This is a genomic window from Sulfitobacter maritimus (assembly GCF_013346665.1).
Classification (GTDB): Bacteria; Pseudomonadota; Alphaproteobacteria; order Rhodobacterales; family Rhodobacteraceae; genus Sulfitobacter; species Sulfitobacter maritimus.
The window spans coordinates 102,234-120,217 of sequence record NZ_JABVBB010000019.1 but is presented as its reverse complement, the minus strand read 5'-3'; the positions used below and the strand labels follow the sequence as shown (position 1 = coordinate 120,217).

The 17,984-nt window shown below is 55.5% G+C and carries 16 protein-coding genes and 2 pseudogenes; 8 read left to right on the top strand and 10 right to left on the bottom strand.

Annotated features, from left to right (window positions below; all coding sequences use genetic code 11):
- Nucleotides 1-49: 49 nt before the first annotated feature.
- Both HTT03_RS01555 and HTT03_RS01550 read left to right on the top strand, forming a co-directional pair.
- Complete coding sequence (locus tag HTT03_RS01555) at nt 50-925, top strand: DUF305 domain-containing protein (RefSeq protein WP_174858141.1); 876 nt, start codon at nt 50-52, stop codon at nt 923-925.
- 18 nt (nt 926-943) lie between these two features.
- Nucleotides 944-1,759: a MauE/DoxX family redox-associated membrane protein gene (locus tag HTT03_RS01550; RefSeq protein WP_174858118.1), complete on the top strand. Its 816-nt coding sequence runs from the start codon at nt 944-946 to the stop codon at nt 1,757-1,759.
- 211 nt (nt 1,760-1,970) lie between these two features.
- Here HTT03_RS01550 and HTT03_RS01545 read toward each other — a convergent pair whose 3' ends face one another.
- The gene (locus HTT03_RS01545) at nt 1,971-2,684 is read right to left on the bottom strand and encodes an endonuclease/exonuclease/phosphatase family protein (RefSeq protein ID WP_174858117.1); all 714 of its coding nucleotides are present in this window, start codon (nt 2,682-2,684) and stop codon (nt 1,971-1,973) included.
- Nucleotides 2,685-2,787: 103 nt separating this feature from the next.
- Between HTT03_RS01545 and HTT03_RS01540 the strand changes: the two genes are divergently transcribed.
- Nucleotides 2,788-3,801, top strand: a complete 1,014-nt coding sequence (locus HTT03_RS01540; protein WP_174858116.1) for a lysylphosphatidylglycerol synthase domain-containing protein — start codon at nt 2,788-2,790, stop codon at nt 3,799-3,801.
- Here the strand turns inward: HTT03_RS01540 and HTT03_RS01535 are convergent.
- Both HTT03_RS01535 and HTT03_RS01530 read right to left on the bottom strand, forming a co-directional pair.
- Nucleotides 3,696-5,237, bottom strand: coding sequence for a phospholipase D-like domain-containing protein (locus tag HTT03_RS01535; protein WP_174858115.1), 1,542 nt, complete (start codon nt 5,235-5,237; stop codon nt 3,696-3,698). The two genes, HTT03_RS01540 and HTT03_RS01535, sit on opposite strands and share 106 nt — an antisense overlap.
- A 642-nt stretch (nt 5,238-5,879) precedes the next feature.
- Complete coding sequence (locus tag HTT03_RS01530) at nt 5,880-7,172, bottom strand: MFS transporter (protein ID WP_174858114.1); 1,293 nt, start codon at nt 7,170-7,172, stop codon at nt 5,880-5,882.
- A gap of 189 nt (nt 7,173-7,361) precedes the next feature.
- On the opposite strand from HTT03_RS01530, the gene HTT03_RS01525 reads away from it, so the two are divergent.
- The 3 genes and pseudogenes from HTT03_RS01525 to HTT03_RS18940 all read left to right on the top strand — a co-directional run bounded on the left by HTT03_RS01525 (nt 7,362) and on the right by HTT03_RS18940 (nt 8,893).
- Nucleotides 7,362-7,979, top strand: a complete 618-nt coding sequence (locus HTT03_RS01525) for a GNAT family N-acetyltransferase (protein WP_174858113.1) — start codon at nt 7,362-7,364, stop codon at nt 7,977-7,979.
- Nucleotides 7,980-8,460: 481 nt separating this feature from the next.
- A pseudogene (locus tag HTT03_RS18945) lies at nt 8,461-8,619 on the top strand (MgtC/SapB family protein); the annotation flags it as partial.
- A gap of 19 nt (nt 8,620-8,638) precedes the next feature.
- Entirely contained in the window at nt 8,639-8,893 is a 255-nt protein-coding gene (locus HTT03_RS18940; protein WP_425506273.1) for an MgtC/SapB family protein, read from the top strand.
- 98 nt (nt 8,894-8,991) lie between these two features.
- Here HTT03_RS18940 and HTT03_RS18935 read toward each other — a convergent pair.
- Together HTT03_RS18935 and HTT03_RS18930 are read right to left on the bottom strand one after the other, a co-directional pair.
- Nucleotides 8,992-9,417: pseudogene (locus HTT03_RS18935) on the bottom strand (exopolysaccharide biosynthesis protein).
- Nucleotides 9,389-9,637 (bottom strand): exopolysaccharide biosynthesis protein, encoded by a 249-nt coding sequence (locus HTT03_RS18930; RefSeq protein WP_174858111.1) that lies wholly within the window; start codon nt 9,635-9,637, stop codon nt 9,389-9,391. The pseudogene HTT03_RS18935 and the gene HTT03_RS18930 overlap by 29 nt, the downstream one beginning before the upstream one ends.
- A gap of 223 nt (nt 9,638-9,860) precedes the next feature.
- Here HTT03_RS18930 and HTT03_RS01500 point away from each other — a divergent pair, with 223 nt between their 5' ends.
- Entirely contained in the window at nt 9,861-10,826 is a 966-nt protein-coding gene (locus HTT03_RS01500) for a calcium/sodium antiporter (RefSeq protein ID WP_174858110.1), read from the top strand.
- 66 nt (nt 10,827-10,892) lie between these two features.
- Here the strand turns inward: HTT03_RS01500 and HTT03_RS01495 are convergent, their stop codons facing one another.
- Together HTT03_RS01495 and HTT03_RS01490 are read right to left on the bottom strand one after the other, a co-directional pair.
- Nucleotides 10,893-11,354, bottom strand: coding sequence for a pentapeptide repeat-containing protein (locus HTT03_RS01495; protein ID WP_246253318.1), 462 nt, complete (start codon nt 11,352-11,354; stop codon nt 10,893-10,895).
- A gap of 27 nt (nt 11,355-11,381) precedes the next feature.
- Nucleotides 11,382-11,633 (bottom strand): TFIIB-type zinc ribbon-containing protein, encoded by a 252-nt coding sequence (locus HTT03_RS01490; RefSeq protein WP_174858138.1) that lies wholly within the window; start codon nt 11,631-11,633, stop codon nt 11,382-11,384.
- An 879-nt stretch (nt 11,634-12,512) separates the two neighbouring features.
- Between HTT03_RS01490 and HTT03_RS01485 the strand changes: the two genes are divergently transcribed.
- Entirely contained in the window at nt 12,513-14,060 is a 1,548-nt protein-coding gene (locus HTT03_RS01485; protein WP_174858109.1) for a PAS domain-containing sensor histidine kinase, read from the top strand.
- A 142-nt stretch (nt 14,061-14,202) separates the two neighbouring features.
- Here the strand turns inward: HTT03_RS01485 and HTT03_RS01480 are convergent, their stop codons facing one another.
- The 3 genes from HTT03_RS01480 to HTT03_RS01470 form a co-directional block, all read right to left on the bottom strand.
- Nucleotides 14,203-15,078, bottom strand: coding sequence for a DMT family transporter (locus HTT03_RS01480; RefSeq protein ID WP_174858108.1), 876 nt, complete (start codon nt 15,076-15,078; stop codon nt 14,203-14,205).
- Nucleotides 15,079-15,141: 63 nt separating this feature from the next.
- Nucleotides 15,142-15,498: an H-NS histone family protein gene (locus HTT03_RS01475; protein WP_174858107.1), complete on the bottom strand. Its 357-nt coding sequence runs from the start codon at nt 15,496-15,498 to the stop codon at nt 15,142-15,144.
- An 841-nt stretch (nt 15,499-16,339) separates the two neighbouring features.
- Complete coding sequence (locus HTT03_RS01470; RefSeq protein WP_174858106.1) at nt 16,340-17,956, bottom strand: MFS transporter; 1,617 nt, start codon at nt 17,954-17,956, stop codon at nt 16,340-16,342.
- Between the last annotated feature and the right edge of the window lie 28 nt (nt 17,957-17,984).

Genomic DNA, 17,984 nt, shown 5'->3' with positions numbered 1-17,984 from the left:
AAGCTGGTTCCATATGACAGATGAAAGCGAAAAACACGAGAGCGGCGGCATGGGCTACGGCCGTTTCGCGGCGATGATCGCGACATCGACGGTCGTCATGTTCGGGCTAATGTATCTCAACACCTACCTCGTCAGCCATGTTTTCTGGTCGGAAACACGCGTCTATATGGCTCTACTGATGGGCGCGACCATGGCGATTATCATGCTCGCCTTTATGCTGAAGATGTATCCCAGCAAGAAGGCCAACATCGCGATCTTCGTAGGTGCCGCCGTTGCTTTCGCGACGTCGCTTTGGCTGGTGCGCAGCCAAGTGACAGTTGGCGACACCAGCTATATGCGGGCGATGATTCCGCACCATTCCATCGCCATCATGACATCAAGCCGTGCGGATGTTTCGGACCCGCGGGTGCGCAAACTGGCCGATGAGATCATCTACGCCCAGGATAAGGAAATTGCCGAGATGCGGTATCTCACCACCGACATTGAAGCGCAGGGCGACGCGGGGGATCGAAACGAAAGCGGCCCGGGCGAGATCGTCTCGCTGGATGAGGCGCTCTCGACAGCCGAAGTCGCGACCCTCGACCCGCAGTTCCTGAAGGAGGCCTATATCGCAAAGCTCTTCCCGAATGGCGCCGCCTGCACCTTTACCTATACGGAAACCAGCCCACCCGTGCTGGCGATTGGCGATGATGGTGCGGCACTGCTCCGCCTCTCCGGCGATCTGCTGCGGCTTGACGTTAAGGATGCCGATACGATCGCCTCCGGCCCCGCGCTAACGGCCGAGGGTATGGCGCTGCTTTTGCGGGCGCCTGAAGGCGAGGGTCTTCTCGACGCGACTGCCGGGCCACAGGAGGCTGACCTAATCCTCGAACTCGATGCCGGTCTGCGCGCCGGATACCGCGGCTTTTACGGCTGCAATGCCTGATAGGAAAGGACGCTACCGATGACAGATATCCAAATCGACGGCCCCAGCACGGCCCGCGACAAAAGTCACGGCAAGAACAAGACCGCTTCACTTTACCGAATGGCAATGCCGGGACACCTCTGTCCCTTCGGCCTCAAGTCGAAGGCCCTATTGGAACGCAAGGGCTATGAAGTTGACGATAACCTATTGACCACGCGCGGCGAGGTTGACGCCTACATGGATGCTCACGGAGTCGAAACGACGCCGCAAACCTTCATTGGAGGCGAGCGGATCGGTGGCTTTACCGACCTCAAAAAGCATTTCGGCTATCGCGTTCTCGGCAAAGACGAAACGACCTACGTGCCGATCATTGCAATCTTCGGATCGACGTTACTAATGGCGTTGGCAATCGTTTTGAACCTCTACGATGGGTTTCCAGTCCTAACGCTCTTGAAATGGTTCTTCGCAATCTCGATGGTCGCTTTGGCTATTCAGAAACTGCAAGATGTGGGCGGGTTCGTGAACGGGTTCTTGGGCTATGACCTCTTGGCGCGTAAATACGTGCCCTATGGCTATATCTATCCCTTTGCTGAGCTTTGGGCCGGCGTCGGCATGATGGCATTGATCGGCACCGGCAGTGCGCTGATCTGGCTCGTAGCACCGGCCGGCATCTTTATCGGCTCCATTGGCGCGGTCAGCGTCATCAAAGCGGCCTATGTCGAAAAGCGCGACCTAAAATGTGCCTGCGTCGGCGGCGGCTCAAATGTGCGCCTAGGGTTTATCTCGCTGACAGAGAACTTGGTAATGTTCGGCATGGGGATCTGGATGCTTGGCGTATGGTTTGTAGGAACCTAAAGAACTGCTTTTGATCGTAGTTCTGAAAGCAACCGTTCGGGTATAAATACTGGTTCGGTCGACAGACCCCCGCGGGCCATCGAGCCTACACTCGGCTCCAGGGGCGTGGCCGATGGATGCGAATACGAACGTCTCTTCGACCGGACACGGTGAGGGCATCGCCACTGCAAGTGGATTCCATATTCGCCAATCGACACCCTGTCCGTTGCGGTTAAGGGGGATTCATCAGATTAAGATCCGCAATAACCGGAAGGTGGTCCGACGCATGCCGGGCCGCGGGATCCGTCCAACAGCGTTGCAAAATCGACCTGGGACGGCAATATATACGGTCCAGCGACAGAATAGGCCGATTTGCAGGGAACGTCCGCAGGTGGCTATGCCCGGGGAACTGTCTGTCCAAGACCCGTCGCACCGCACTTCTGGCGATCCAATCGTTCAGATCGCCCATCAGCACCGAACGTTCACCCCCGTTCTTGACGATCTGCACCAGCTTCTCGGCTTGTTGCAGCCTTTCGCGGAAGCTCAAACCCAGATGAGCGGCCACGACTTGCAGCGGCCCCAGAGGTGTTTCCAGTATCGTTTCTATCGCGAGGCGAGGTTCGCGGCGCTTGTAGGAAATGTCATGATAGCGGGCCACCGCCATTGGCCAGTGGCTTATCACCGCATGGCCATAGTCGCCGTCAGGGGCGCGGATCAGACGGGTCGCATAGCTGTTGCCGCCAAGCTCCTCGCCGAGGAAGTCGAAGGCGTCGGGCACAGCCGACGTCTGCCCACGAGAGTCAATTTCCTGCAGTGCGATAATATGCGGTTCATGGCGTTGAACCAGATCCACGACACGCTGCAGATCGCGGCGCCGGTCCGGGCCGCGGCCGCCATGAATGTTCCACGTCATCACCCGAATGGATTGGGCAAGGTCATCATTCATATGCGAGCCGCCCCTTTGGCACTCCCATCAAAAAGAAACGCGCAGGAAGCAAACCCCTGTACCGGCTCTGGATCGAAAACCCGGCACGAAGCGTTAAATCGCCATGACACATGAAGAAAACCTGAAGACGCCAGAAGATACGCCATCCTCGAAAGTGGACGATGGGCAAAAGTCCAAGACGCGCCGATGGCTTGGCTATGCCATCGGCGTCGCTGTCTTCGCACTGGCGCTCTATCTGCTCTATCGGGCGTTGTCGCGCTACGACTGGCCCGAACTCGTCGCGGCCGTTACGGCAGTGTCCGGGGCGCATATGCTGGCCGCCTTGGGCTTCGCGGCGCTGAGCTATCTTACCTTGACCGGGTTTGACTGGCTGGCCCTGCGGTATGTCAATCGTCCGCTGGCCTACCGCAAAGTTGCGCTCGCCTCCTTTACCAGCCTGTCGATCGGCCATTCCCTGGGGTTGGCCGCCCTGTCGAGCGGCGCGATCCGCTATCGCTACTATAGCCGCTGGGGACTTGCCCGCGCCGATATCGCCAAACTGATCGTTTTCTGTGGGGTGACCGTCGGGCTGGGGCTTGCGATCCTCGGGGGCGCCGCGCTGCTCGTGGCGCCGGAAATCGCGATAAATGCCTTGGGACTGAGCCCCGCCGTGGCGCGGCTGATCGCGCTGGTGACGCTTGCTTGCCCGGTTGTGTATCTCTTGATGGCGGCTTTCGCCACGGGCGCGATCAAGATCCGCGGGCACAGGCTCGAGATGCCCAAGCTCAGGTTGGCGGTGGCGCAATGTGTTATCGGGCCGGTGAATTTTGCTTTTGTTGCCGCAGCATTGCATCAGACTGTACTTTCCGTGGCCGAGATCAGTTATTTCCCCATCGTGGCCGCCTATGTCAGCGCGAATGTTGCCACCATCGTTAGTCATGTGCCCGGCGGCCTGGGGGTGATCGAAGCGGTGTTGACCTATCTGCTCCCCGGTGAGGGGCTGATCGGCGCGATCCTCGTGTTTCGGTTCGTCTATTTTCTCATCCCCTTGTGTATCGGGTTGGTGGTCCTGGGGAGTTCCGAGCTCTTCTTCGCGCGCGTCCGGCCAAGCCGGGTCAACCGGGACCAGAGCGCTTGAATCCCGCCAAGAAATGGCAGGGGCCGTTCGGGGTCCAGTAGGAAGGTGCCGGGAAAGGGGCGTGTCCTTCCGGGGCCGACGTCGAGAGGTTCTAGGCTCTTGCAATCGCACAGCAGCCCGTTGATGACCTCCGGTAGCACCTTTCCAGACTGAGAGGATTGCCGCAGCGTCTCGGGCGCAACACCCAGATGCTCCCCTAGGAGGGTGTTTCGCACCTGCCGGATCGTCTCGCGTGCTTTCCGGGACTGGGCGATTAGGGTCACGTCGCATTCGGTATCCAGACCCACCGACCGGTTGTTGAGGTTCGCCGACCCAATACGCAGATATTGGTCATCAATAATCATTACCTTGGAATGAATGAGCAGCCGGTGCCGGTCATCATCGCCGGTGACGGGACAATAGACATGAAGACGGTTGTAGCGGTCGACCGCTTTTAACCGGCGCAGCAGACGCTCCCGGTTCGCGCCCATGATAAAGCGTTCCACAATGCCATTGGCAACAAGCGTACAAATGACGACAATCTGGGGCCCGTCGGGCTGCGCAAGCAATTGCTTGAGCTTTCTCCCCATGCGACGCCCCGTGAAATATTGCGCTTCGATATAGATCGTATCCTTTGCCGCCCCCAGCAGATCTTCGGTCAACTGAGCGGTCTCCTCCACACTCTTCTGAGCGCCAAAGCCGGGTCTAGTTCGCGAAACCGCAACGCTGATATTCGTGAAGTCCGGGGCCACTGAGGCGGGCCAGCGGTCTTTTGCAGGCCGGGCAGCCAACAGCTCCCCGGTTGCATCATACCAGCGCGAATGCGCAACCTTGCAGAGTTCACCGACGACGGGCCCGTCCAAAACCATTTGCACATCATGCACCGGCTCATAGGGCGTGCCATCAGCATCCCTTCGCAGCGGCTCGTCCAATGAATGCCCGGGCTTGTCCCAGCGGGCAACCGTCAGGTCCATCCCGCCGACAAAGGCCACCGTGTCATCAACGATGACGATTTTCTGATGGTGAGAAGCATATATGGGATGATGCGTGTCGAGTTTCAGGTGGATACGCTCATGGTCCGCCCATTCCGCACCCCGAAGCAGAGGCAGGGTCGCACTTGGTGTATGAACCGTCGCCAGGCTCCAGATCAGAATGCGAACGTGGAGTTCTGGGCGCTGTTCGACCAATCCGCGCAGCATATCCCCCAAGGAGGAGGCGTGCGGTCCATCCTGGGGGCGGAGTTGAATACTGGCATCAAAATCCCAGCCGATAATTGTGATCGAGCGTTCGGCCCGCGTTGAAACGTCGTGCAACGCCGCGAAATAAGAGGCGCCGTCGATCAATATTGTCGCACGGTTCGCGGCTGATATGGCACAGCAGTTCCGGCCGGGTGAGACTACAGGGCACGCCTCTGCGGCGGGGGCCTCCGTGACATTACACAATGGCTGTTCGTCCATTTATCATTCCGTTCGAAGATAAGCGCATCTGCTAAAACCTTTCCTGTACCAACAAGTTAGGGTGATGCGGCTCCTCCATATCCTTTGGCAAGTCGTTGTCTTATATAGAACCATTCCCGCAGAGAGATGTTCCGGCATATTCCAAAAGCGAGAAAATAAGAGGTCAGAGGCGATACCCACGAAGGCCGCATTCTCGTCTGGCTTAACCCGTGGCGTTTGAGGCCGGTTCTTTGTTCGTTCAGATTTGAGGCGATGAAGGCACGTCGCATGCGGAATCTGTCGCGGTGTGGGCAGAAGTCAGACGACCTACGTGTGCCTTCAGGAGGAGGTATCCACCCCCATCAGTTCTCAGTGACAATCAACAACGCGGTTATGCAAAGTCTGCTTCCGCTTCCCCTACAGACTTTGGCCGCCTGCTTCCGACTAAACCTGGCGGAAAGGGTGCCGTCCCCCCGGTAAACTGATCAAACGGAAATCGCGCTTCAACGTGAGTTCACACGGGCGCGTGCGCTATCTTCGAGTGCGACTCCTATTAGAGAGCAGTAGGTTATCTAACAGGAGGAATCGGTATGGGAGCCGTTTACAAACGACCGGCATGCCAGCTTGGAAACTTAGGTAGTTAACGTGACAACCTCAATAAATCTATTCTTGGTTTCCAGCGGTGGGATCATCCTCAAATCGCTCAGGCTGATCGGCATTCAGCTCTGCCGGGTCAGCGCTGAGGGCGGCTGTCTCAGGTGTGGACGCGCGCGCCAAGGGCTTTGCTTGGAAGGCAACTTTGTCTTTCGACGCAACTGCTGGGGCGATCCGGAGGCGCAAGAGCGCGAATAGGATCAACGACAAATGCACGGACCCCGTGACCGCAAAAAGCACAGATGCGCCAAACCTGGTCATCGCGAACCCGGCCACTGTGGGCCCGATGATTGAGCCGATGCCAAATATGAGAAGCAGCCCGCCGCTAACCTGAATGAAGGACCCCGGTTCAGCATGGTCGTTCGCATGCGCCACTATGATGGGATACATGGCAAAGACCGTCGCGCCAAATAGCGCTGACATAGCCAGCGCAAGTGCCGGCGAAGGCAGGGCGATCCAGAGAAAAAGAACGTCTGCGAGAATGGCGAATATGGTAACCGCAATGAGAACCTTCCGGCGATCAAATCGGTCCGATGCGATCCCCACCGGGATCTGAGACGCCGCTCCCGCCAGGATCGGGATGCTCGCGAACAGGGCGATTTCGTTCAGCGACATTCCGATGCGCGCGCCATAGACCGCCGCCAAAGTGCCGAAAGAGGCATTGGAGACCCCAACCATTAAGACGGCGAAGACAGCGATGGGTGAGTTCTTCCATAGCTTGATTAGGTCGAGTTTGGCCTGTGTCAGTGGCCTAGGTGTCGTCGTCGCACTCATAGCGGTCGGAAGCAAAGCAAGACAGTAGACCATGGCCGCGAGCACGAAAAAGATATACCCGTTGCTATCCCCCAAAGTCAGCACCATCTGACCGGCGGTTGTCGCCGCCAGATTGACCATCGTGTAAATGCCAAAGACCCGTCCGCGGGATTTCGCGTCCGCGCGCTCGTTCAACCAGCTTTCCACGATCATGGCGGCACCGGCAAAGCAAAAGCCGGAAAGTGCCCGCACTGGGATCCAGACCCATGGTGTGATCAGAACGAGTGAGAGAAGCACGGCAATCGCTGCAATTGCACACATGGCCCCAAAAGCGCGTATATGTCCGACACGAGCCACCAAAGCAGGGGTACGCAAACATCCCGCAACGTAGCCGACCGCCCAGCCCGTCCCCAGCAAGCCCAAAGACGCCGCCGTAAAGCCTTCGGCTTCGCCTCGGATCGGCAAAATCAGGCTGTTTACGCCTCCCGCGAACAGGAGAAAGGATGACCCCATCAGCAGGGCAGTTAAAGGAAGAAGGTTTCTGATCATAGCGTCTAGATACCTTGCACGCCCACTGTTTCAAACTGATACTGTCTGGCGACGTATTTTTCGCAATCCGTCTTTGCCGGCCTATCTGGCTGGTAGAGGGCCGCTTTGTTCAGGGAGCGGGTCCGTTGTCGCGACGAAATCAGTGACAGGCTATGGTAGATTCAGGAAATTCTGATCGGGAGGAACTGCATGGGAGAAAAAGAGGGTGATGAGCGCTCCAACTTTGACCCTAACTCGGCCACCCGCGGCAACCTTCAGCGCGAGATTGATCATCTGAACCGTGAACTTCGTGCCTTTGTCGCGGTGGCTTTGCGACATGGGCTGCGGGATTATTGTGAGACACGACATCCAAAACTGACGGCCGAACTCGATCAAACCGATTCTCACTCGCGACGCCGCGCAAAACAAAAATATGACAGAGTTCTCGCGCGGATCACAAATGTCCCGGGGCTCTGCGGTAGCCCTGGCGATACCGCGGAGCGTACCTATTATCGCAATGCCGAAGACAACGTCGCCTATATCGAGCATGCACTCAAAAACAAAAGATTTATCCTAGGGGGCATCTGGGTCGCGCCTCGATACCGTGGCAAAGGATATGCTCATAATATTCTCCGGGTTTTGGTCGAGGCCGCAGACGATGCTGACCTCGGCATTGAGCTGTACCACGAGCCGTTTGGCGAGGAGGGGCTGCGAACGGAGGAGTTGGAGGCCTTTTACAACCGGCACGGTTTCGCGCGGCATGACACGGCGCCTGGCGGGTTGGTTCGGCTCCCACGGTCTCCACTTGATCTTTATACGAGCAGCTGAAGTTGGACGTGGTTCTAATTTGCTGGGACGATCAGACAGCTGCCTCTGCGCGATCGTTGCGCCACTTAAAGGCGCCGATCCTGCATAAGTGGGAGGAAAATTATGTTCTTGAACTACCGAGGGAACCGGTAAGATGTATCGGAGCACTAGATCCTGATGATGACCTGCTCCCGAAACCAAGCGGGTTGCTCCGCGGCTTCAGAAACCGAGCCTTCGGGCATTCCTTAAAGAGGGTCGAGCGCGAGGATGAAAAGGTTCACCGCTTATAATGTAGAAATTTTATTAGATGTATCATCTACTGGCCTGTAGACGACGCCCATATCTCGTGAACACTGTTGAAGCGATAGTACCCGGGGCGTTCTGAGACACCCTGATCTTGCTGTGCCTCGGTCGAGTTTGGCGGAATGAGGATTGAATCCGTATGGCAAGAAGTTTGGGCAACCATCATCAGTGAATTTTCGATATTCCCGACTTGTCGACCATGACGCGTATAACGCTGCGTTCGGTGTTGGCGGCGTTTCTGGGCGGGCTGCTTGGCTATGAACGCGAACTCAAGGCGCGAAGTGCCGGGGTGCGCAGCCATATGCTAGTGGCTGTAGGTGCGGCACTCTTCGTGATCGGCCCATTGCAGATTGGCATGCCCACACCAGACATGTCACGTGTTCTGCAAGGTATCATCCAGGGCATTGGTTTTTTTGGGTGCAGGAGCGATCATTATTCGCGCAGCAGAACAAAAGGTCCAAGGATTGACGACCGCTGCAAACATTTGGGCTACGACTGGGATTGGCATCGTTGCAGGACTCGGTCTGGAGGCAACTGCAGTCCTGGCGACAGTGATCGTGCTCATCAACCTAGCCGTTATCCCGCGCATCCTACCGTCGTCGGTCAGGTCCAACGAGGCCCAAAAATACTAAACGGAATGGGTTTAAATTGGTCATACGTTGTGGCCTATTAATTCAAACAGAGTGTGCTTACCACGATGCGTATCTGGTTTCATTTACCTAGGGTAATCTCAATGCATGACGGCTTCCGCTCCGACTGCAACTGACATTGCGACGAAAACCGTTAAGACTCTCGCCGCCAGCCCTATGCCAACTCCGGCAAGCACAACCAGACCGTCTCGCTCAATGAAGCCGATACCAGCGACGAAGAGCGCAATAGCAGGAAACCACCCGCTGAGCGGCAAAGGCACAAACAGTGCTAAAGCGATGCACAAGAGTACCATTCCGAGCAGCCGCTCGGTCGTAGGTTGAAATACGACTTGGAGACGCGGCTGAGTCAGGCGCTCAAGGGGCTTGGAAATAGGACGCTAACGTAGCACTGTGCGGCGCAGCGCGGAACGCGACAGTGTCCGCTTTGCGATCCAAGACGGCAGCCAAATATAAGAACAACCAAGCCCCAGTTGACCACTAAAGAAAACCAAGGGGAAGGCCGTCACCAGCGTAGCGCCGGGGGGGCAGTGGCAACAGGTTAATTAGGGATGAGAGCAGAATGGCCCATCCGAACGACCGCTCCCCCAACCGTTCTAAGAGATGACCAAGGGGTATCGCACTGTGCTGGCGCTCATTCCGAAGAACGCAGAGCAAATTGAAGGATAAGGAACGACCTCTCGCGGCTGTTAGTCTTTTCGACAGTAGATAACTAGAATTGGGTGTCACAATTCCCCTAAGCCCCGATGAGGGGGAGTTAAGAACAGTGTCTCTCGGATCGTCATCATTGGCCTGCCTTTAACTTGAGGGCCAAATCTGCCCGGCGCGTTGATTGGCAGATCCCTTTGGAAACCGCCTGTTCCACTCTTGTAGGGAGCTGACTGGAACTCTATCTGGGTATGAACTTGAGGGAACCAAGATCCTATGCGATATTCTGACGAAATGAGACCGCATGGGCGTTGATTTGATCTACATCGCAGCTGGCCTCGTTTTGCTCTTCGCCGGGGGTGAAGGGCTTGTACGCGGCAGCGTTGCGATTGCCGAACGAGCTGGGCTTTCCAAAATGGTTATCGGCTTGACGATCGTGGGGTTCGGCACCTCCGCACCAGAACTGCTGGTCTCCTTGAAAGCCGCTTTTAGCGGATCCCCTGAGATTGCTTTGGGCAACGTGGTCGGGAGCAATATCGCCAATATCCTACTCATCATCGGGGCTGGCGCCCTGATCATGCCGATTGCCGGATGGGATAGATCAGCGGTTCGGGAAGCTCTGGTTGCGGCTTTGGTCGCTTTCGCGCTGTTTGGTTTGCTTAAAGGCGCGTTCCTGAATCGGCTCGAAGGCGCGCTTTTGCTAGCGGTTCTAGCTGTTTACCTCGGCGCGACGTTCTGGATGGAGAAGCGTAGCCGGGACTCTCAGATGTTCGAGCGCGAAGCCGAAGAATTTGAAGGCTACGGTGCTTCAAGAATGAGCCTGGCCACAGTACTTGTTCTGGGCGGCATCATAGCACTTGTGCTGGGGGCTAATCTGCTAGTGTCTGGAGCTGGGTCTATCGCGAAAACGTTCGGCGTCTCCGATGCTGTGATTGGCCTGTCTCTCGTAGCCATCGGCACCTCCCTACCGGAGCTAGCCACATCTATATCTGCGGCCCTCAAAAAGCAATCTGACGTTGTCATCGGCAACGTGATCGGGAGTAACATTTTCAATGTTTTGGCGATCCTCGGGATCACATCCGCGATTGTTCCGATCGAAGTGAGTGAACGGTTTCAAGGGTTTGACATGGTGTTAATGGTGCTCCTGTCCTGCGGGCTGGCTGTGATTTTGTTTGCAGCCAAGCGCATCGGTCGAGTAGTCGGCATCCTGTTTCTAGCGGGCTATGCCGCCTACATCGGCTTCCTGTTTCAAAGCGGCGTGATCGGCTAGTCCTCCTAAGTATTCCCAGCCGAGACAGCAAAGATATTTCTCAAGCCAGATCGGCTGGAAGACCGATCAATCGCATTCGGTGCTGATCATCGTCTCGTCTGGCACCTGCGTGTTGCAATATATTCCGGCGTCAAGGTTGGTATTGATCAGAATTGCATCTTCGAAAACGGCTCCCTTGAGGATTGCATTGTCAAATGACACGTTGATGAACTTAGCGCCGGTAAAACTCGCGCCCGTCAGATCGGCAGAGTCAAACGAGATATTCTCCAATGTTGCCTGATCAAACAGCGAAAGATTAAGGCCCGCTTCCGAGAAGTCCACGTCCCGAAGCTCAGCTTCGGTCAGGTCTATTCCGGTCAGTTTCTTGCCCGAGAGGTCCAGCTGCTCAAAATTACAGCCAAAACATCTCCCGAGCATACGCAATTGTTTCTCTTCCTCTGGTTCCTGTCCGATCGCGGACGTGCCAGATAGCGAAACGACAGTCAGAAGCACGCCGAGGCGGCTCGTCTGAAACGCAGGTTTTTTCAAGAAGTACCGCCTTAGCCTACAAGGCCTCTAAAAATTAAAAAGCTCGCTCAAGAAACCCTCGCGGCGCTTCTTTTTATAGGGCCTGCCGCGCTCGCGATCTTGTCCAGTGCTGCGCAAGGGGGCAGTCTCTTGACACGCGGATTGGAAATTGGACCGCTCTATAATCTTGTCTAGCTCGCCTCGGTCCAACCAGACGCCGCGACACTGGGGGCAATAGTCAATTTCAACATCAGAGCGGTCTGTCATCACCAGGTGGGTTCCGTCAATCGGACATTGCATCGGGTCAGCCTCCTTCATTCTTAGGTTAATTGGGCACCCGCGCCCCAAACTGCAACCTAATCAAGTTTATTATTATCGTCAGAACCTCTGCAGGCTTGATCGGGTAAAACGGCGACAGCTCCGTCCCAAGTCTTTGCGCACTTTGCAGAATAAGGACTTACCCGCACAGCGGGTGGCACCCCGGCGGCCATGTAAAGTGTGGTGCATGCATGCTATCCAGGCCCGAGTTGGATTACACCTGAGCAGAGGGATCGCGCTACGCTGCTTACCAACGATCAAGTGAAGCAGCGCTTTTCAAGCAAGCTATGGCAGTCTCGGGGAGATAGAGTTTTGCAAGATATGCCGTGCCGGGCGGTACGTTGTTTGACGCTACATTTGAGGCTCCAGATGCGACTATGGTCGCAATGCGGGGCCATCGGCAGCGTACAACCTTCGCCAGTTCTAAGCCGTATGTTGAGGCAAGGCATTTCAATATTCGTAAACATGACGCCTATATCATTATGGGAATTTAGAACCGCGAATGCCTTGCCCGAGTGACCGACAGCGAGGCCCGAAAGTTCAGCATCCTCCACGAAACCCAAGCTCGCAAGGCGCAAAAAAGGATCACGCTCCATGACGAGAACACCGCATGCATCATTAACTGATCTTATCAGAGAATCCTTAGGCCTCTGGGATCACATTGTATGGTCAACCAATATTCCATCGCAGAACGAGCTTCCTTAACAATCTTTGCGCACCCACGCCTGCTAAAGCCTTGTTATGGACAAACATTTAACAATATTGAATATCCGCAGAATGCTTTTTTCCATGCGTGAAGGGTGGTTAAGTGGCGTCGGTGGAGGGAAGCGGAAATTTCGCTTTCGGAAGTAATGTGGCCCTATGAAAAGAACTACGCGCAGCGCCTCTCCTGAAAGTTGTCCGGCTGACCAGCCTTTAAATCAAGATCATCCGGTCAATAAAACAACGCATGCCATAGAGATGGAAACTATGGAAACGGCCTTGGCAGCCGCTCGTGTCGGCGTCTTTGAGCTTGATCTGGTTTCGGACACCTCGAATGTCTCAGCGACTTGGCGTGACCTTATGGATGTCAGCTCATCCGACAAGGTCGATTTTCAAGCAGAATGGCGGAAAAGGGTTCACCCTGACGACGAGATGGTTATCGAACGCGCATTGGCTGATCACGTAAGCGGACGGACATCGCACGTGGCTGTGGAATATCGGCTACGTTCACCTGATGGGCTGGATTGGCTCTGGATGCGTACAGATGCTCAGACAACTAGGTGGGATGCTCAGGGGAACGCTCTTAACCTAGTCGGGACCCAACGAGACATTACAGACCGAAAACGCGCCGAGCTAGCACTGCAAGGTAGTGAAAAGCAATTTAGATCTCTGATGAACAATGCCCCAATCGGGACCGCCGTGGTTTCACTGGAGGGTAAGTGGCTCGCGACAAACGCTGCAATGACCGCCTTTGTTGGGTATTCGGAAGAAGAGCTGAGATGCACGGATTTCCAGTCGATAACGCACGAGGATGATCTGCAAAGTTGCATACATAATGTTCAAAAGCTTTTAAGCGGTGAAGTTGACGCGTTCAAAATCGACAAAAGGTATGTTCGCCCTGATGGAGAGGTCGTGTGGGGCCATCTCTGCGTCGTCTTGGTGCGCAGCGAAAGTGGCCAACCCATGCACTACATAGCCCAGGTCCTAGACATAACTGAAAATCGGAAGCTGGATTTTCTTAGGAGCGAGTTCATGTCCATCATAGCGCATGAACTACGTACTCCCGTGACGGCAATCGCAGGGGCTTTGGATATGCTTGATCTAGCTTGTTCCAGCGGGTCCATCGAGAACGCACAGAAACTTGTAAAAATAGCCAAGCGTGGAAGTGACAGATTGCGCTCCGCGCTCGAAGATATACTCGACTTTGAACAGGTATCAGGCGGAGCCCTATCGCCCAATCTAACTGAGACGAATATTATCGAAGTTATAAAAGAGGCTCTGCTAAAAAGCCAAACTGTCATGGATAAGCATAGGGCTTCGGCGCGCTTGCTCTCCCAGGAAGACGAGATTTCCTGTCCCTGCGATCCGGTCCTGTTAGATAAAGTTCTTAAGCATCTGCTTTCAAATGCTGCAAAATTTTCGCCTGAAGGTAGGGAGGCATGGGTTATAGTGACGAAATGTGTTCGCCAAATAAGCATCCGTGTAAAAGATTCAGGCCCCGGAATTCCCGATAACCTTCATCAGAAGGTATTCCAGCCTTTCTGGCAACAAGACACATCTGACACAAGGGACCAACAAGGTATCGGCCTTGGGCTGACTATATCCCGGCGAGCGATCCGGAAGATGGGGGGCGAGCTGTCCATCAAAGCCTGTGGTGGGTCAGGGGCAGAGTTTCTCATCACGCTTCCCGCCTACCCCTCCCTATGAATCTACCTCAACGAGGAAGGCGACAGAAAGAGCCGCCATGGACGGCATCACGGCCCAGATAAATAGCCGTTGCTGTTTCATCCTATTGCGCTTCTCTTCCTCACCCAGATCATCTAAACACATCGTGTTCTCCGCGGGACGATCAAACTTTCATCTGACCTTCGCGGTATACGATGAACGCCCCGCTAAATACGATGACCGCAGCCCCGACAAATGTTGCGAGGTCGGGTACCTCACGCCAGATAAGCCACCCCAGCAGGGTAGCCCAAATTAGACCCGTATACTCGAAATTCGCCACGGTAGAGGCTTCAGAGAAACGAAAAGCTTGGGTAATAAAGGTCATGCCAGCTGTGCCAAACACCGCAATCGCCCCGAACAGCCAAAGATCTTCATATTGGACTGGCGTCCAATAAAACGGCGCAAACAGAGCGCTTATCAGTGCGCCTGCGCCGACGAGCCAAAGCATGACGGTCCAAACACTTTCACGCGGGTCCACCCAGCGTGATCCGATCATAAGCAAAGCATAAAATAGCGCCGTTCCGACCGGGAAAAGCGCCGCCGGCTGAAAAGCAGCACTTCCTGGCCGTACGACAATCAGCACACCCACAAAGCCGATGATGACCGCCGTCCAGCGGCGCCAGCCGACGTGCTCTCCGAGAAACAAGCTTGATAGCGAAATTATGAAGATGGGGGCAGAAAATGTCAGGGTAGTCGCTTCGGCGAGATTCAGATATTTTAAACCCGTAAAATAGAACGTCGCTGCACAAGTCCAGAATGCGCCCCGCAACAAATGTGCCAATGGCCGACGCGAACTAACCGCTGTTTTACCTCGCAAGAGAAGAACCACGGCCAATGCGAACGGAAGGGCAAGGATGTTACGCAGGAACAAGATTTGAACGGGCGCATATCCGTCGGTCAGCACTTTCGCGAACGCATCGTTAATTGCGATGCACGCAATGCCCGCGCACATCAGCAAGATCCCCGACCCAGAGGGCGAAAACGTTCGGGTTACCTGCATAATACTGCGCCTCCGACAGGTGCCTTAAACGGGATCGCCCCCTCTACGAGCCCGAAGTTCTCGTCAATTTTTGATGCGCATCGTCTCGGGATCCGTGCCAGTAGCAACCTGTTCACGATACCAGTTGGGTTGCCGCCCCTTCCCAGTCCAAGTTTGTGTCGCGTCTTCCGGATTAGAAAAAACCGGCTTTGATGGCATCTTGGCCGCCTTTGCCTTATTTTTTTTCTTCTTGGGAAGCGGCGCTGCGGTTTCGGCAATATCGTTTAGCGAAAAACCGAACTCGGCAGCCGCCCTCGCCGCGGCTTTTTTTGCCTCTCGCTGATCCCGCGCTTTGGCAGACGCCAGTGCTTTCTTGACGTCCGCCAGCAGCTTTTCAAGCTCTTTGCGCGACATCGCTTTCAACTCACTCTTATCGAACATGCATTTCTTCCGTTTGTTTGCTGGCCTAAATACTTGAGAAGCCTCATATGCTTGATCATATAACTATTCAACATAGCGACACCTGAGAAGTTAGATTACATTTTAAATCACCCGGCATCAGTCGGATGTTTCGTGACAAGAAGATCGCTTAATCTGAAGGCGTAATCTGTGCCCAAATGCTTTAACTACCCTTGGATTACGTCAAACGATGGTCGGAGCGTCCATCATCGAGGCAATGAAGCGTGAACTAACTTCCGCTGCGGGAGTCAAAAGTGGGCGCCAAGTCAGACCTAACCCGCGAAATCGGAGCTCGATAGATCAAAAACCAGCGCAAGCAAAATGGTAGATTAGGCACTCCCTGTAAGGGAATAAAAGCGACGACTCCAGATGCCAGGGAATGAATAGAAACTGCCGCAGTTTAGTGAAGCGATAGAGGGCAAGCCCCATTAGAACTGGGAGTCATCCAAAACCCTAAAATTGCACTAAAAGAAACCTCTACAATGCAAACCGTTCGCATATCATTTATTTAAACAGCTGCCGTGTTTTTGTGGCTGAACCCGCACCTGTTGCTCTCTGTCCGGAAGAGCGTCCGCTGCATTATTAGAGACATCGTTACCCCAAGCTGAGGATTGAGCGATGATCCGATATAACCCGTTCGAGGGGCACAGGTTTCTGCGCGAGGTCTTCCTGCTGGCGGTGCGCTGGTAGTGGCTTTATCCATTGTCGTACCGGCGCGTACAAGACATGCCTGCCGAGCGGGGTACACAGTTGACGCCTTGGCCTTTCGCTGGCCCTGGCTTGCGGTTAATGCTCGGCGATTTAGTTGCGAGATGGGGGTGTTTCAAACGTTCTTCTGCAACATGATATCGCGCAGCGGTACGGTCTGATGCTCGATCATCCTATGTACCTCCGGTCGCCCCTCCCCCCGGTGCAAACGCCTGATCCGGTCGGACAATTCCGCGTCCGACTGGGTGCGGCGTTCATTGTGGCGCACATATTCGCCCCACGTCGGCACATGGTAGCTTTCGCTCCAATGTTCTGGGCGGTGCAAGTCGCGCAGCAGCGCCCATTGCTGGGCGCCGTCGCGGATCCGCACCCGCCGCCGCAGCGCCATTGCCGCAAGGAAATCCGCCACGTCTTCCTGCGCAATTTCGTAATCCACCATGACCATCACCGGGCCGCTACGATAGCTGAGGTCAAACCGCGTGTCGGGTTCCTTAAAGCGTCCCAAGGGGTCGAGATTCAAGCCGCTGAATTCCGGCAGCGGCAGGACGCGTCCGACAAGCGCCCCGATCACCAGCATGACTGACGCACAGAGCAAAGCCGTCTCTGGCCCGCCCCGATCCGCGATCACCCCCCAGATCAGACTGCCTGCTGCCATGCCCCCGAACGTACCAGTTTGATAAAGCGCGATCACCCGCCCGACGACCCAACGGGGAGTGGACAGCTGAATTGTCACATTGAACATCGATAGGGACAGCACCCAACAGGCCCCGGCCAGCATTAGCGCAATGCCGGACAAAATGGGCTGAGTGCTAAACGCTAATCCGGCGCAACTAAACGCAAACCCGGTGAAACCGCCTTGGGCGATCATCTCATTAGCAAAGCGCGCTCTGAGACGCGCATTCAACAGCGCGCCCATGACTGCGCCCATTCCAAAACAGCCCAGCATCACGCCATAGACAAATGCCGAGCCTTGCAGGATTTCCCGAACGACCACCGGCAGTAGAGCCAGTAACGCGATGGCCGACAGCCCAAACCAGAACCCGCGCAAGATCACTCGCATCAGATTGGGTGACATCGCCACATAGCGCAGTCCGGCGGAAAAAGCGTTGCCCATCGGCTCGCGCGGCAGCCGCATGTCCCGCACTGGGGCCTTCCAACGCAAAAGGGCGAGAATAATCGCAATATAGCTGAGTGCATTGACCGCAAAGGCCGCCGCCGCCCCCGCGAGCGCCACAATCGCCCCTCCCGCCGCAGGGCCGATGCTGCGCATCAGATTGAACCCCATGGAATTGAGCGATACCGCCGAAGGCAATTCTTCGCGGGTAACAATGTCGCCCATTGTGGCCTGCCAAGACGGGTTGTGCAGCGCGGTGCCGCAGCCGATAGAGAAGGTGAACGCCAGCAACAACCAAGGCGTCAGCCAACCTTCGAACGCCATGAACGTCAGCAAGATTGACACGCAGAACATGAAGCTCTGTGCAATTAGCATCACCCGGCGGCGGTCAAAGTTATCGGCAAAAACACCCGCAAGAAGCGAAAAAATCATTATCGGCAGCGCTACAGAGCCTTGCACCAAGGCCACCATGTTCTGCGAGTCTGACAGCGAGGTCATCAGCCAAGCCGCGCCGACCGCTTGGACCAATCCGCCGAAGTTCGACGCCAGTGCCGCTATCCAGAGTGAGCGGAACGTCTGGTTGCGGAACAGAATCAGGGGCGAGATATGATCTGGCACAGGTTGGGCCTCTGGTGATGTTCCGTCT